13 protein-coding genes are annotated in these 15,052 nt (G+C 40.5%); 1 reads left to right on the top strand and 12 read right to left on the bottom strand.

Annotated elements, in window-relative coordinates; genetic code table 11:
• Nucleotides 1–69 precede the first annotated feature (69 nt).
• The 6 genes from ilvA to ACIQXU_RS08360 form a co-directional block, all read right to left on the bottom strand.
• Complete coding sequence (gene ilvA, locus ACIQXU_RS08385) at nt 70–1,338, bottom strand: threonine ammonia-lyase IlvA (RefSeq protein WP_402988176.1); 1,269 nt, start codon at nt 1,336–1,338, stop codon at nt 70–72.
• A gap of 146 nt (nt 1,339–1,484) precedes the next feature.
• The gene (locus ACIQXU_RS08380) at nt 1,485–1,970 is read right to left on the bottom strand and encodes a dihydrofolate reductase (RefSeq protein ID WP_402988173.1); all 486 of its coding nucleotides are present in this window, start codon (nt 1,968–1,970) and stop codon (nt 1,485–1,487) included.
• On the bottom strand, nt 1,967–2,761 hold the full coding sequence (locus tag ACIQXU_RS08375) for a thymidylate synthase (protein WP_402988170.1): 795 nt from the start codon (nt 2,759–2,761) through the stop codon (nt 1,967–1,969). The genes ACIQXU_RS08380 and ACIQXU_RS08375 overlap by 4 nt, the downstream gene beginning before the upstream one ends.
• Nucleotides 2,762–2,856: 95 nt before the next feature.
• Entirely contained in the window at nt 2,857–3,567 is a 711-nt protein-coding gene (locus ACIQXU_RS08370; RefSeq protein WP_402988168.1) for an anthrax toxin lethal factor-related metalloendopeptidase, read from the bottom strand.
• A gap of 491 nt (nt 3,568–4,058) precedes the next feature.
• Nucleotides 4,059–4,835 (bottom strand): TerC family protein, encoded by a 777-nt coding sequence (locus ACIQXU_RS08365; protein WP_402988165.1) that lies wholly within the window; start codon nt 4,833–4,835, stop codon nt 4,059–4,061.
• Nucleotides 4,836–5,039: 204 nt separating this feature from the next.
• On the bottom strand, nt 5,040–5,654 hold the full coding sequence (locus ACIQXU_RS08360; protein ID WP_402988162.1) for a YpjP family protein: 615 nt from the start codon (nt 5,652–5,654) through the stop codon (nt 5,040–5,042).
• Between the two features lie 431 nt (nt 5,655–6,085).
• On the opposite strand from ACIQXU_RS08360, the gene ggt reads away from it, so the two are divergent.
• A complete protein-coding gene (gene ggt, locus ACIQXU_RS08355) occupies nt 6,086–7,780 on the top strand; it encodes a gamma-glutamyltransferase (protein ID WP_402988158.1) in 1,695 nt (564 codons plus the stop codon).
• Between the two features lie 2 nt (nt 7,781–7,782).
• Here the strand turns inward: ggt and ACIQXU_RS08350 are convergent, their stop codons facing one another.
• The 6 genes from ACIQXU_RS08350 to ACIQXU_RS08325 all read right to left on the bottom strand — a co-directional run bounded on the left by ACIQXU_RS08350 (nt 7,783) and on the right by ACIQXU_RS08325 (nt 15,022).
• The gene (locus tag ACIQXU_RS08350) at nt 7,783–8,562 is read right to left on the bottom strand and encodes a class I SAM-dependent methyltransferase (RefSeq protein ID WP_402988152.1); all 780 of its coding nucleotides are present in this window, start codon (nt 8,560–8,562) and stop codon (nt 7,783–7,785) included.
• 77 nt (nt 8,563–8,639) lie between these two features.
• On the bottom strand, nt 8,640–9,074 hold the full coding sequence (locus tag ACIQXU_RS08345) for a BrxA/BrxB family bacilliredoxin (RefSeq protein ID WP_402956792.1): 435 nt from the start codon (nt 9,072–9,074) through the stop codon (nt 8,640–8,642).
• Between the two features lie 195 nt (nt 9,075–9,269).
• The gene (gene ilvD / locus ACIQXU_RS08340) at nt 9,270–10,955 is read right to left on the bottom strand and encodes a dihydroxy-acid dehydratase (protein ID WP_402988147.1); all 1,686 of its coding nucleotides are present in this window, start codon (nt 10,953–10,955) and stop codon (nt 9,270–9,272) included.
• A gap of 290 nt (nt 10,956–11,245) precedes the next feature.
• Nucleotides 11,246–12,370: a conserved virulence factor C family protein gene (locus tag ACIQXU_RS08335; RefSeq protein WP_402988139.1), complete on the bottom strand. Its 1,125-nt coding sequence runs from the start codon at nt 12,368–12,370 to the stop codon at nt 11,246–11,248.
• Between the two features lie 133 nt (nt 12,371–12,503).
• Nucleotides 12,504–14,381, bottom strand: coding sequence for an ABC-F family ATP-binding cassette domain-containing protein (locus ACIQXU_RS08330; RefSeq protein ID WP_402988132.1), 1,878 nt, complete (start codon nt 14,379–14,381; stop codon nt 12,504–12,506).
• Nucleotides 14,378–15,022, bottom strand: coding sequence for an HD domain-containing protein (locus ACIQXU_RS08325; RefSeq protein WP_402988129.1), 645 nt, complete (start codon nt 15,020–15,022; stop codon nt 14,378–14,380). The genes ACIQXU_RS08330 and ACIQXU_RS08325 overlap by 4 nt, the downstream gene beginning before the upstream one ends.
• Nucleotides 15,023–15,052 lie beyond the last annotated feature (30 nt).

The raw sequence follows: 15,052 nt of genomic DNA, 5'->3' as shown, positions 1-15,052 counted from the left end.
TGCTGGATAAGTTGAATAATATGTAAAAATATATATATTATTCTAACCTAATTTAAAATTTTGTCTAGTTTAAATTAATAAGTGGAATAAATTGCTGTCTTTATTGACTTCCACGCTTGAGAAACCCTTCTTATTCATTCTCTGAATAAGTCCTGTATAATCAAATTTGTTTTTTAACTCAATACCAACAAGGGCCGGGCCACTCTCTTTATTATTTTTCTTCGTATATTCAAATCGACTAATATCATCATTGGGTCCCAACACTTCATCAAGAAATTCCCTTAATGCTCCAGCACGTTGTGGGAAATTCACGATAAAGTAATATAGCAGGCCTTCATATAATAAGGACTTTTCCTTGATTTCCTGCATACGGCCTATATCATTATTACCCCCACTTACAAGGCACACGACCGTTTTCCCCTTTATTTGGTCTTTGTAAAAATCAAGGGCTGATACGGAAATAGCACCCGCTGGTTCAGCAATAATGGCATGCTGATTATATAAATCGAGAATCGTCGTACAGATATGGCCTTCAGGCACTGCAACGATATCCTCAAGATTCTCTTTACATGTTTGGTAAGTCATTTGCCCTACACACTTCACGGCTGCACCATCTACAAACGTATCGATATTCTCAAGTTCAACGACTTTTCCTTCTTGGAAGGAAGTTTTCATGGACGCGGCTCCGAGCGGTTCTACTCCAATACACTTCGTAACAGGGGACACTGATTTGAAGTAACTTGAAACCCCAGCCATTAATCCGCCGCCACCGATTGCTGCGAACACATAATCAATCTTATCTTCACAATCATTCAGGATTTCAACCGCCGTAGTGCCTTGACCGGCAATCACCTTTTCATCATCGAAAGGATGGATGAAAGAACGCCCTTCCTTCTCGCAACATTCCATTGCACTTGCGAATGCGTCATCAAATGTATCACCAATTAAGACAATTTCAATATTATCCCTACCGAATAACCGAACTTGATCGACCTTCTGCCTTGGCGTCGTAGCAGGCATGTAAATTTTCCCATCGATTCCTAACTCACTGCAGGAAAAAGCCACTCCCTGTGCATGGTTCCCGGCACTTGCACACACGACACCATTCTTTGTTTCTTCCTGAGTCAAACTTTTCATTTTATAGTAAGCTCCCCTTAACTTAAAGGAACGAACATGTTGAAGATCCTCACGTTTCAAATAGACATTGCATTCATACTTACTGGATAAACGCTGATTCTTTTGTAAAGGTGTATGTAAGACAATATCCTTCAATTCTCTATAGGCAATTAGAATATCCTCCAACTGAATCCCCCTATTCACTGATGCTGTCTGGTTCATAGTTATCCCTCATTTCCTTCCTAATCAATTCTATAATTATAGCACTTTATCATAAGTATGTAACTGATTTTTCTAAAAATTCTATCTCTTTGATCTTGTACAAAAAAACCGACTATGGCTTATTCACCATAAATCGGTTACTAATATCATTTTTTTCGTAAAACAATAAAATCATGGGCATAAAGATTTTTATCATCTGTTACCCCAGGGGTCGTCTCCACGGTTTCCCACTCCGTCTCATTAATGATTGGAAAGAACGTGTCCCCTTCAAAGACTTCATGTATTTCAGTTATATATAACCGATCGGTTACTGGCAGAATTTCTTTGAAGATTTCCGCTCCGCCTATAACGAATACCTCTTGTTTGCTATTGTCGGCATACGTCTTAATCTGATCAACATCATGCAAAATGGTGCAGCCTTCCGCTTTAAATTCATGATTCCTGGTCACGATGACGTTTTCCCTTCCAGGCAGAATCCGCCCGATGGATTCAAATGTTTTGCGCCCCATGACGATTGGGTGACCCATCGTTACCTTTTTAAAGTACTGAAGGTCCGCTGGCAAATGCCAAGGCAGCTTGTTATCTTTTCCAATCACACGTTTTTCATCCATGGCTACAATTAAGGAAATCATATACTCACCTTCCCTTTAATGTGGGGATGAGCTTCGTAATTTTCAAGTTCGAAATCTTCAAACCGAAACTCAAAGATATCTTTCACTGCAGGATTGATTTTCATCGTAGGCAGTGGTTTAGGGTCTCGTGTCAACTGTAATTTCACTTGATCCATATGGTTCGAATAGATATGGACATCCCCAAAAGAGTGAACGAATTCACCAAGCTCCAGGTCACATACTTGGGCTATCATCATCGTTAAGAGTGCATAAGAAGCGATATTGAACGGCACACCTAAAAATACGTCCGCAGAACGCTGGTAAAGTTGGCAGGAAAGCTTACCGTCCGCCACATAAAATTGAAAGAATGCATGACAGGGAGGTAAGGCCATCTCTTCAAGTTCACCGACATTCCAGGCACTTACGATCAATCTCCTTGAATTTGGGTTCGTTTTGATTTGCTCGATCACTTCACTGATTTGATCGATTTGCCTTCCATCCGCTGCACCCCATGAGCGCCATTGATGCCCATAGACGGGACCTAGATTTCCTGCTTCATCAGCCCACTCATTCCAAATGCGCACATTATTTTCCTGAAGGTATTGTACGTTTGTATCGCCTTTTAGAAACCATAAGAGTTCATGGATGATTGCTTTTAAACTGACTTTTTTCGTAGTCAAAACAGGGAATCCCTCACGCAGATTGAACCTCATTTGATATCCGAAGGTGCTGATTGTTCCTGTTCCGGTACGATCGCCTTTTTGAGTTCCATTTTCAAGTACATGTTTACATAAATCCAAATATTGCTTCATGGTAAACCACCTTTTCAACATTCATTCTTCTTATTTTAACTTTTAACCGTTACCAGTTCAATGTGTCAATGTGAATTAGGAATGAATTAAATCAATCAATCTAGTTGTTTAATAAAATGGTAGGTCTCTGGCGCTTTCCGTCTTAGCAATTGATTTTGTTCCGGATTTACATAAAACATCGCAAACGCTTCCGCAAAGTATTCTTCGGGATATGTAGAAAAATAAGGTTGACCAGGAAACAGTGCATCTACTTCTTTTCCCCATACGCTTAAATACTTTATATCCTCACGAATGCCGCCATAAACGATTTTATCGATGGAATGGGCAATTTCATGGAGTTCGAGATTTATAGAACTATGGCCGTTACCTTTATCGCTTGCGCCGATTTTAACCAAGACCATATGCGAGCCCCCCATACCCGGAACATCATCCCATGTAGTGCTGGGATTAACATACCCTCTTGGTGCCTGCCCCTTTAAATGAGCTGCAGAACGATTGTCTGTCAGGCTCCCACTGAAAAGCTTTATTTTCACACCCCGATCAATAATTTTCACTTGAAGGGAATGCGGGAGTTTATTGATTGTTTCAACTATGTTTAAGGCTTCCTCTTCATTAAATTCATCTACAGGATATATAAACAAGTTCTGTAATGTCTCTTGATCCTGAAAAATGGCCGCCTGCCTTAGTAGGCTATCTTTTTTCAAATCCCTCCACTTTAAACCATCTTCCTTAGCAAAAGAGATGGAAAGCATGGAAAGGAAACAGCCTGCCAAAATGAATAACCCAACCCACTTTTTATTTGTCACCCTTCTCCATCCTTTCCATGGTTTAATAGGGTAATTCAAAGAAATATGTATACTTCAATCCCATTTTATTATTCTAGTATAACATGAAACTACTCTATAATTGATTGATGTATTTTTGGTAAAAATAAGTGGAATATTCTTTTCTCACGAGGCACGGATCACCCAGTATTTTCATATAAAATAATATAATCAAAAAAGGTTCAAGGTGATACCATGAAACCAGTTAACAGAAGTCTCATCCTGCCAGAACGACATGAACTAGCCGAGGAAGTACTGGAAATTTACAGTTTAAAAGTATTCATCATTCTAGATCTATTGCTATTTTCGATTTTCTTTGGCATCTTGCTGCATCCATTCCTAACATCATTATGGCTAAACCTGTTATACCCTTTGCTCTTTTTTACATTTTTCACTCTCCTTTTTCATCTATTTGAGTTTTATTCCCAAAGAAAGAGCTGACACCATTTTGGTGTCAGCTCTTTTCCGTAAGATTATTTACTTTGTTCTTTAAGCTTTTTTTCTCTCTGAAAATGAAGCAAGATGGTCGTGCCAAAAATAACAAGGATGGTCACAAAGAAGATGACATGTGGAACTTCAATTTTCGCCACCGAAAGAAGCATTTTAATCGATATGAATCCTATCAAGACATAGGCAGCCGTTTCCAATTCAGGAATCTTATCAATCAGTTTCAAAAAGACTCCGGCAACGCCCCGCATCATCAGGACACCGATCATTCCGCCCAACAGGAGGACCCAAATCTTTTCACTCACCCCAAAGGCAGCCAAGACACTGTCCACGGAAAAAGCAATATCCATCATCTCAACAGCGACAACCGTTCCCCATAAATTACCGAACATACGGATTAATAAACTATTTTTACTCATTCCCTGTAACTCTTCATCCTGGTTAGCCTGTTTATTTCTCTTATCTCGGAAATATTTGAATGAAAGCCAGGCAAGATAAACAGCTCCGAGGATTTTCACCCAAGAAATCTTGATGAGATAGACACCTATTCCAATGGCTAAGAAACGGAATGCATATGCACCCAATAACCCATAGAAAAGCGCCTTTTTCCTTTGTTTTTCCGGAAGATGCCGAACCATAACGGCCAATACCAAAGCGTTATCAGCCGATAAAAGGCCTTCCATTAAGACAAGTGTCCCAATTAATCCCCAGCTAACAGGGTCTGTTAGTACTTCCCCCCACATATCCCAATCAAAAAACTGGGAATAGGTATGGAAGATTTTATTTAGCAATTCTACTGACATGATTAAAGCACCTCTGCAAAACTATAAAATTCACTGCAAATGCTCTCTAGAGGCACAGCGCAGTTTTTCTTGCTATGTATTATTTCACACAAAATAAATACGTTGCAGAACAACGTATCCAAAAAGAACATTATGAACTTACCTTTATGTATGTTCATTATCATCATACTCTTCCCTTTAGATAAAATCAATGAACGAAGAGATTTAGGAGATTCTATCTTGATTCGTCCATTTGGGAGGAGTGTTTTTATCCCAATATATTTTCCCGATGTCATAATGCGTGGCAAAAGAATCGTGGTACGTGTGATAATGAAAATTAAACCAATATCCTTCTAACGGTGGATTTTCCTGCCTAACATGGAATCGGATGACATCATTTCCACTTGTCGAGTCATAAATATGGAATATTTTTTCGGATCTACCTGCACTTGGCCGCTCCGTGATAGTTAGCTGTTGCAGTTTTTCATCAGGAAATTGGTTCGCCATATCGTTTACCGTCTCTTCTATTTTCGGCAAAATGATCATTTTGAACTCATCGCCTATTTTAGGGTTGATTTTTTCACCAAATTTCACATAAGCGCTTTCTTCTGCTTTATCAAGTATATCCGATAAAAAGTTATCACGGTCGAAATGATTGAAGCCACTAGACTCCTGTGCAGAAGGAAATGGTGTATGGTCTTCTTGCACTACCCCTTTTTTCGAATCTTTTAGAGAGTCAGCATCAGCTAACCATGCCAAATCTGTAGGTGTGACAAGTCCAAACGTTAAAACGGAAACTAAAATGACAAGACTTTTCCTAAACCATGTTGCCGTTTTCAAACCATTATCCCCCCTCCTGTTGTTCCTTTTTTCTAGTATACTGCGATTTTCCAGGTAATACGAATATATAATACCCCATGTTTCAAAAATCGCCAAAAAGGATAAATACCTATATGCAACATACGTGTTGCATCTTTTATACCATTTTTCACTATAAATATATAAATTAAAGGATTATTAGGTAATTTGTAGAACTTAAATAGATTCAGGTATCTTTTTAAGGAGGGCTTATAAATGGCTTTGACTACAACCGCCATGGTGGCTTTATGTCTTGTTACATTAGCATTTTTCGTATATTTATCATTTGCTGATTAAGACTAAAATACTTATGAAAGAGTCCTTGTCATTCTATAAATGACAAGGTTTTCTTTTCAATGAAGTTCGTCTCTAGCTCAAGAAAGAACTTAAGACGATATACTGGAGGAATTTTGATGGAAAACATCGATGAAAAAACCAAAGAAGAAAACTATAAAAGAGAAACGGCAACAGGAAAAGCTGGTATGGTCGTCACGGCTCATCCAGTTGCGACTAAAATCGGGGAAAAGATCTTACGCGATGGCGGAAATGCCGTTGATGCAGCAGTAGCCATCCAATTTGCATTAAATATCGTGGAACCTATGATGACAGGAATAGGCGGCAGTGGATTCCTTATGGTTTATAATGAAAAAAGTAAAAAAACGAAGATATTCGATGGACATGTCAGGGCACCTAAAGCGGCATATCCTGAATTGTTCCTGGATGAAAATGGGGAGGTTATTCCCTTTAAAGAGCGTTCGACAAAAGGGACGGCAGTTGGCATTCCAGGAATTCTAAAGGCGATGGATGAAGCGCTCAATGAATATGGTAGCAAGCCATTAGCCGAACTCATTGAACCCTCTATAGAATTTGCTGAAAATGGGGTCCCGGTCAACTGGGTACTTTGTGATGCCCTTAAAAACTTTGAATATCGATTGGGTGATGAAGCGCGAAACTTCTTCATGCCCGAAGGAAAACCATACCAGGTGGGAGATATATTAGTTAAGGAAAAGCTGGCAAATACTTATAGGATTTTACAACGCGAAGGGGTATCTGCTTTTTATGAGGGCGAGATTGGTGAAGGAATCATTTCCTGTATCAAGGAACAAGGCGGATTCATGGAAATGGCCGATTTAAGAGATTACAAAGCAACCGTTGATGAACCCATGGTCGGCACCTATAAAGATTATAAAATTGTCTCTTCGATGGCTCCTAGCGCGGGAGGGTTTACCGTCATTCAAATATTAAAGATATTAGAATCATTCCATCTAGAGCAATATGATGTACGTTCCTGGGAGAAATATTATCTGATAGCGGAAGCGATGCGTCTGGCCTTTACAGATAAAAAGGCATTTCTGGCTGATCCCGAATTTGCCGAATTACCGCTTACGGGTCTTATGCATGACGAATATATAGCTGAACGACGGAAGTTCATTAATTTCAAGTCACGGAACAATGCCATTGATTTCGGAAATCCATGGAAGTATGATTCCGTGAAGCAAAGGGAAGTGATTCAACAGCCAAATGATGAAGAACGCAGTGAAACCACCCACTTCACGGTGCGTGACAGATGGGGCAACATCGCGGCTTGCACCTCGACTGTTGAGCACCCTTTCGGTTCTGGCATCATGGTTTCCGACTATGGTTTCATGTTGAATAATGAATTGACCGACTTTGATTCCGTTCCAGGGGGCATGAATGAAGTACAGCCTAATAAACGACCAGTAAGCTGTAAGAGTCCGACCATCATTTTTAAAGACAATCAACCCATTTTAACACTTGGTTCCCCTGGGGGACCGACAATCATTAGCTCAGTTGTCCAAACCATCATTAATGTGCTCGATTTCAAAATGGACTTAAAGGCGGCAATCGAAGAACCAAGAATTTTCACGCCGATGGGCCCACATATTGAATGGGAAGCCGGGATTGATATGAGCAGCAAGGGACACCTCGAAGGAATGGGATTTGCCTTCAATGAAGTCCCCCACTCAATCGGTAATGTTCAGGCCATACAAATCAACCCATTGGACGGTTCGAATTATGGCGCTGCTGATTCCAGCCGTGAAGGCTGTGCAATGGGTCTTGATGAAGGGGATTATCAGACCGAATGAATTCATAAAATGGAAATGAAGCCATAATGGAATTTTGAGGTTTTTCGTTCCAACACGTCAAATCCAAATCTCTGGAAGCGGGTACTGCGAAAATGATCTTTCAACACAACTCTTTTTCGTGCGACCCGCTTGGCTTCATTTATTATTTCCATGGTGAAATCATGATTTGCAGCAAAATGGGTCAGGCCTTTAATGCCATTAGATTCTTCAATGGTCTCCTCAAACATCGGATCAAAATAGACGACATCGAAATGATTATCCGGTAAAGTTTTCAATAACTCATTATGATTAGCCTCCATAACTTCTATCCGCCTCATTACTGATAACATCCACTCTTCTGCATCACTCCAAGTCTTTAAACCATGGTCCACAAGTAATGCCAAGTATTTATTTTCCTCCAGCGCTAACACACGCCCTTTACTACCGACTGCAAAACTAGCGACAATGGAGTCAGCACCTAATCCCAATGTACAATCAAGCACGGAGTCCCCTTCTTTAATATCCCCTGCAATAAGAAATGGATCAGCCTCCCCATTCAGTAATCGCTTCAATCGAATCATCGCTAAGTTAGGATGAAAAAAGAAAGGCTCCCTCTCTCCGTACCGGTATATTTCCATTCTATTTCTCCCGAAAACGAGACAATCATCCTTGTCGTTTTCCCTTTGGATATCCTGAATCGAACGTTTTCTCCTCGATACAAAAGGAATCTTTTGATCCATCGCGAACTCTTTTGCCAACTCTATAACATCTTGGTCAGCTCGTCCAGCTGTAGTCACAAACATGTACCTGCTCCTTTAATACTCTGAATTTGAAAAAGAATGCCCTTTTACAGGACATTCTTTTTTTTACTTATTTTATTTTACTTTACATTATCGAATGCTACCAAGAGATTTTCCATGATAGCTTCCATAGGCTGGCCTTCAATATCATGGCGAGGAATGAAGTGAACGACCTCTTTCCCTTTTAATAGAGCCATGGATGGAGAAGAAGGTTCAATCCCATTAAAGTACTCACGCATTTTAGCTGTCGCTTCTTTATCTTGCCCTGCAAATACAGTGACTAGATTATTTGGCTTCTTCTCTGCTTGGAGTACAGCTTGAGTCGCTGCTGGACGAGCTAAACCTGCAGCACAGCCACAAACTGAATTGACGACAACAAGTGTAGTCCCTTCGGCTGCCTCCATGAATTCCTCAACCTTTTCAGCTGTTTCCAATTCCTTAAAACCCGCTTGCACCAATTCAGCACGCATTGGCTTCACCATTTGTTTCATGTATTCATCATAAGCCATAGACATAATAATTCCCCCTTGAAATAACTAGATGACTATAAGGATACTATAATTTATGTTCATAATGCAAAGTTGACGCTTAAACCTTCTACGAAAGGCGAACCTTAACCTTGAATCCACACAATTTAGGTTTACCAACATCCAAGCCCTGCATAGAAAATAGGCAGCAGAATTATCTGCTGCCACCCTTTCATTTGTGGATTAAATCTTCATGACGCCGCCAGTGCTTGCATTGGTGACAAGCTTGGAATAACGACCCAGATACCCTCTTGTTACCTTTGGTTCGAATCCTTTCCAATTCGCTTTGCGTTTTTCAAATTCTTCGTCAGAAATTTCCAACTGGATGATACGGTTATTCAAATCCAGCTCAATGATATCTCCATTTTCTACAAAGGCTATTGGTCCTCCTTCGGCTGCTTCAGGAGATATATGACCGATACTGATCCCTCTAGAAGCACCTGAGAAACGCCCATCGGTAATTAAACCTACCTTGGCCCCAAGACCCCTGCCGACGATTTGCGAAGTTGGTGCCAGCATTTCCGGCATACCCGGTCCGCCTTTAGGTCCTTCATATCGAATGACCACGACATCCCCTTCTTTTACTTTACCAGTAATAATTCCTGACAACGCATCTTCTTGGGAATCAAAGCAGATTGCGGGACCTCGGTGATAACCGCCGACAGACTCGTCTACGGCACCCACTTTAATGATCGATCCTAGAGGAGCCAGATTCCCGAATAATACCGCAAGTCCTCCACGTTCGGAATGCGGGTTATCTAGGGGATGGATGACATCCGTATTCAAGATTTCGCAGCCTTCCACATTTTCACGTAGCGTTTTACCGGATACAGACAGACAATCACCATTGAACGCTCCTGGCTTTTTCAGTAACTCATGAATAATAGCACTGACCCCACCTGCATTATGGACATCTTCAATATGATAATCCGATGCCGGTGCAATCTTTGCAAGATGTGGTACCATTCCGGCTATTTCATTTATTCTCTCCATTGGATACTCAAAACCTGCTTCATGGGCCAAAGCAAGGGTATGAAGGACGGTATTGGTCGATCCACCCATGGCCATATCCAAAGCAAATGCATTATCAATCGCTTCCATCGTAACGATATCGCGCGGTTTACGATCCATTTTGATTAGTTCCATCAGTTGTTTAGCTGATTTCTTTACGAATTCCTTTCGTTCTTCAGCTACGGCTAAAATAGTACCATTACCTGGAAGGGCAAGACCTAATCCTTCAGCTAAACAGTTCATCGAATTGGCAGTAAACATCCCTGAACAAGAACCGCACGTAGGACATGCCACTTGTTCGATTTCTTCTAAGTCTTCTGCTTCAATATTACCTGCTTGATAGGCTCCAACACCCTCAAAGACCGATGTTAAGGATAGAGACTTACCATTCTTATCTTTTCCAGCCTTCATAGGTCCTCCGCTGACGAACATCGTCGGGATATTGACACGAAGTGCCCCCATCATCATCCCTGGTGTAATCTTGTCACAGTTTGGAATGCAAACCATCCCATCAAACCAATGTGCAGAAACAACCGTTTCTACGGAGTCAGCAATGATTTCACGACTTGGTAAAGAATAACGCATACCAATATGTCCCATGGCGATTCCATCGTCTACTCCGATTGTATTAAATTCAAATGGAACCCCGCCAGCTTCCCTGATTGCTTCCTTCACGATCTTACCGAACTCCTGAAGATGGACGTGCCCAGGAACGATATCAATATATGAATTACAAACCGCAATGAACGGTTTGCCGAAATCTTCTTCTTTAACACCCGCTGCACGCAATAGACTTCTATGTGGAGCACGGTCAACCCCTTTTGTAATCATGTCGCTTCTCATTTTTGCTGTAGACATTTATGTAGCCCCCTCATTTTAGCAAATTAACATTGAATATATTAACTTTTTATAATACTCTAAAAATTCTAACATAAATGTGGTCAAATGTAACCATTCTAGCTCAAAGTTTTCTACATAAACATTTTTCTAAAATAGTAGAAAAGGGATTTATTCATATAAATGGATGATTTTATCCATTTTTCACCTAATCTTTCATCCCTTTTTTATAAAAAAAAGAGGATGACCAACAAACACGTCCTTACACGGTCTGTGATTATCCTCTTTCGGTCTTTAAACTTACTTATTTTTTACTTTCTTGATTCCGTCATTTGTTTCCATACAGAACCTTTCGCTTCTTCCCCATTCTCGATTCTATCAAGGGCCATTTTCACTTGGAGTGCGACTTCAAATTCGGGGTCTTGTTCAGCTTTCTTTAAAAAAGGTAGGATGGATTCATCACCAACTTCGTATAAAAACATGGCTGCCCTCCATCTCACTAGTTTATTTTTATCCGATAGAGATAATGCCATTTCACCCATTGCTTCCTCAAACCCAAGATCAGATAAACAGTCCCCGGCCGTCCTTCTTACAGCGGCACTTGAATCCCTCAATGCTTTATATAAGCTAGGAAGGACTTTTGGGTCTTCAATCATCCCTAAATATACAGCAGCAAGTCGACGAATGGAAACTTTGCTATCGGCAAGGGCTTTTTCCAGTACCGGAATATCTTCAACCGTCGGATCGCTCATCTGATCCAATAATTGATATCTCTTTTCCCAACTTTCATCGTCTAACATGTCAACGGTCAATTTTATTTTGGGGCGATTGATGACCGGTTCTTTTTTATCCACGGTTTCTTGGGCGGCATCAACTAATTTATTAATTCTTTCCTCCGGATAAGCTGCAACCAATTCTGCCGCTACTTCCTTGACGATGTCTTCCATTTCTCCGTAGCGAATGCCGTAATCCTTCCATTTACGTAGTAGGACGACATTATCATCTTCTTTTTGCGCAGCTGATATGGCCTTTATGAAATACTCCGGTAGCGCAAAACGTTTTTCGTGTGTGCTATCACTTGCTTTAATCTGCATGGGAATACCTTTAAATTGTTGGATGGAAACGGAAACTTCTCCATAATGCTCATTTATTTGCGCTTGTTGATTTTGTTTTCCAGTATCCTCACCGAAAACTTGGCGAACTTGGACCAAAATATCTTTCCAATCAAATTTTGCATTACGTTCGACTGCTAAAAAGTCAGCCACATGGTATACACCCTTGACACCGTCAATTTGTAAGATGTCTTTTATCATTTGCGGCGCAAGTTCCGCTTGATTTTTTTTATAATTATTGCTCTTTCCTGCTGGCAATTCTTCCGTAAGATTAATTTTCATTGTATTTGGACTTGGCGTAGGTTCTATCGATTTAATATTCAATGCTTTTCTCTCCTTTATCAATACGTTTCCTCGTGTCCTAGATTTTATCACACTGGCAAGAGATTCTCATGCAATTGAGATTCACCGAAAAAAAGACCGGGCCAAGCTAACGCATCCTGGCCCAGTCTTCAGCTTATTCCCCTTCAAGTTTTTCAGCAAGATATGTCCATCTTTCCATTGTATACTCTAACTTTTCGTTAAGCTCTTTTTCTTCTTCTAGAAGCAGGCGGACCTTTTCAAAATCACTGCCGGCTGCTGACATTTCGGCTGTGATATCCTTCAGGCGACCTTCGACTTGCTCCATTTTCCCTTCGATTTCTTCCCATTCCTTACTTTCCGCATAAGTAAGCTTTTTCTTCTTCTTTTCCGTCCGATTAGGCTGTGGCTCGATAGTTTTTTGAGGAACCGTTTCTTCTGTCTTTTCCTCTAAAAACTCAGAGTAGTTTCCGTAATAAAAATCTATTTTACCTTTATCTTTGAAGACGAGTAGTTGGTGACAAGTTTTATCAAGAAAGTACCGATCATGCGAAACGGTGATGACGACTCCCGAAAACGTTTCTAAATAGTCTTCAAGGACTGTCAAGGTTTGTGTATCCAGGTCATTTGTCGGTTCATCCAATAAAAGGACATTGGGTGAACCCATCAAGATGTTCAATAAATAAAGTCGTCTTTTTTCTCCTCCTGAAAGTTTCCGTATCGGAGTGCCATGCGAACCCATGGGGAACAAGAACCTCTCAAGCATTTGTGCAGCGGATATGAAGCTACCATCTTTAAGAGCAATTGAATCAGCCGTTTGCCGGATATATTCGATCATTCGGAGATTTTCATCCATATCGATGCTTTCTTGCGTATAGTAGCCGATTTTGACGGTTTGCCCGATTTCAAGATTTCCACCATCCAACGGTTCGCGTCCGGCCAAGATATTCAATAGTGTGGATTTTCCACTTCCGTTATTACCGACAATCCCAATACGATCGCCTGGCTTGAAAAGGAAAGATAAATCTTTGATAATAGTCTGATTACCGAATGATTTGGAGATGCCTTGCAGTTCCAACACTTTTTTCCCTAGACGGGCGCCGCTTAATTCCATTTCAAGGCTTTCGTTTTTCTGCTTATCCTTAACACCGGTTTCTAACGTTTCAAAACGCTGAATCCTAGCCTTTTGCTTCGTTGAGCGCGCCTTGGCCCCTTTGCGGATCCAGGCCAATTCTTTTTTGAAGAGACTCTCTTTTTTTGAACGTTCAGTTGATTCATTTTCTTCCCTTATGGCTTTTGATTCAAGGTAGTCTGCATAATTCCCCTTGTATTCAAAAAGCTGAGCTTGAGCTATTTCCCATATTTTATTGGACACACGATCAAGAAAATATCGATCATGGGTCACAAATAAGACGGATTTCTGATACTTTGATAAGTATTCTTCCAACCAGGTGATACTTTCAAAATCCAGATGGTTGGTTGGCTCATCCAAAATGAGCAAATCAGGAGTTTCTATCAATGTCTTTGCCAATGCTGCCCGTTTCTTTTGTCCACCTGAAAGCTCACCCAATTTCCGTGAATGATCAGGAAGGCCTAGCTTAGTCAGGATTGTCCGGGCATTGGCGCTAGTATCCCAGGCATTAAGAGCATCCATAGATTGCTGTTGCTTCAATAATCGATTTTGCACTTCACTATTTTGGGGATCGATTTGCAATTGCACCAATGTATTTTCATATTCTTTTATCAAGGAGAATACGGGTGTCGAACTTTCATACATATACTCCATAATGGTCAATTGTTCATCAAAGTCAGGATCTTGTGATAAATAAGAAATTGTATAGTCATTCGGATGATCCTTCGTACCCAGGTCACTTTCTTCCAATCCAGCTATAATATTCAACAGCGTGGATTTACCGGTCCCATTTATACCGACGATCCCGATCTTTTCACCTTCACTGATGGATAAAGAAACATCTTTAAAAAGAAGCTTCTCTCCTTGGGTTTTCATTACATGTTCCATGCTAAAAACTTTCATAAACGTACATCCCATTCCTTATAGAATTCTTCTAGAAAACGAACCATGTATTCATGGCGTTCACTCGCGATATTCTTCGCTGTATCTGTGTTAAGCAAGTCTTGTAAACGTAATAATTTTTCATAAAAATGGTGGACGGAAGAGCTTTTACCCATTCGATATTCCTGCTTGGTCATCTCTTCACGGACCGTGAGAGATGGATCATACATAGGTTGTCCCTTTTTACCCCCATACGCAAATGTTCTTGCAATTCCAATCGCCCCGAGAGCATCCAAACGATCGGCATCCTGAACAATTTCAGCTTCGACGGACGTCAGATTCACTTCTCCAGCACTGTAGGAAATGGTAGAAATAATCTCCTTTATCTCCTTAACCGTATTCAGGTCCACCCCGGTCATCTTCAACCAATCATCGAGCTTATTCCAACCTGCTTCCATATCATCATTCAATTTATCATCTGGAATATCATGAAGGAGGGCTGCCATCTCGATTATGAATTCATTACCCTTTTTTTCTTCACGTGCAATATGTAAGGCCAGCTTCCGAACCCGATTGATATGATACCAATCATGGCCACTGACATCAGATTTTAATTGTTCGTAGACAAATGATTCCGTTTGTTCAATTATTGTTTTTTGCATTTCACCACTCCATGTCCTTTCTATTTTACC

The sequence above is a fragment of the Peribacillus sp. NPDC097284 genome (genome assembly GCF_044761765.1).
Classification (GTDB): domain Bacteria; phylum Bacillota; class Bacilli; order Bacillales; family DSM-1321; genus Peribacillus.
The sequence above is the reverse complement of the archived record's forward strand: the minus strand, read 5'-3'. Positions and strand labels throughout refer to the sequence as shown.

Bases quoted from the DNA above. Each gene is read 5' to 3' on its own strand.
- ilvA (WP_402988176.1), bottom strand. From the start codon at position 1,338: ATGAACCAGACAGCATCAGTGAATAGGGGGATTCAGTTGGAGGATATT.
- ggt (WP_402988158.1), top strand. From the start codon at position 6,086: ATGGAAAACATCGATGAAAAAACCAAAGAAGAAAACTATAAAAGAGAA.
- ACIQXU_RS08345 (WP_402956792.1), bottom strand. From the start codon at position 9,074: ATGTCTATGGCTTATGATGAATACATGAAACAAATGGTGAAGCCAATG.
- ACIQXU_RS08350 (WP_402988152.1), bottom strand. From the start codon at position 8,562: ATGTTTGTGACTACAGCTGGACGAGCTGACCAAGATGTTATAGAGTTG.
- ilvD (WP_402988147.1), bottom strand. From the start codon at position 10,955: ATGTCTACAGCAAAAATGAGAAGCGACATGATTACAAAAGGGGTTGAC.
- ACIQXU_RS08380 (WP_402988173.1), bottom strand. From the start codon at position 1,970: ATGATTTCCTTAATTGTAGCCATGGATGAAAAACGTGTGATTGGAAAA.
- ACIQXU_RS08325 (WP_402988129.1), bottom strand. From the start codon at position 15,022: ATGCAAAAAACAATAATTGAACAAACGGAATCATTTGTCTACGAACAA.
- ACIQXU_RS08330 (WP_402988132.1), bottom strand. From the start codon at position 14,381: ATGAAAGTTTTTAGCATGGAACATGTAATGAAAACCCAAGGAGAGAAG.
- ACIQXU_RS08375 (WP_402988170.1), bottom strand. From the start codon at position 2,761: ATGAAGCAATATTTGGATTTATGTAAACATGTACTTGAAAATGGAACT.
- ACIQXU_RS08365 (WP_402988165.1), bottom strand. From the start codon at position 4,835: ATGTCAGTAGAATTGCTAAATAAAATCTTCCATACCTATTCCCAGTTT.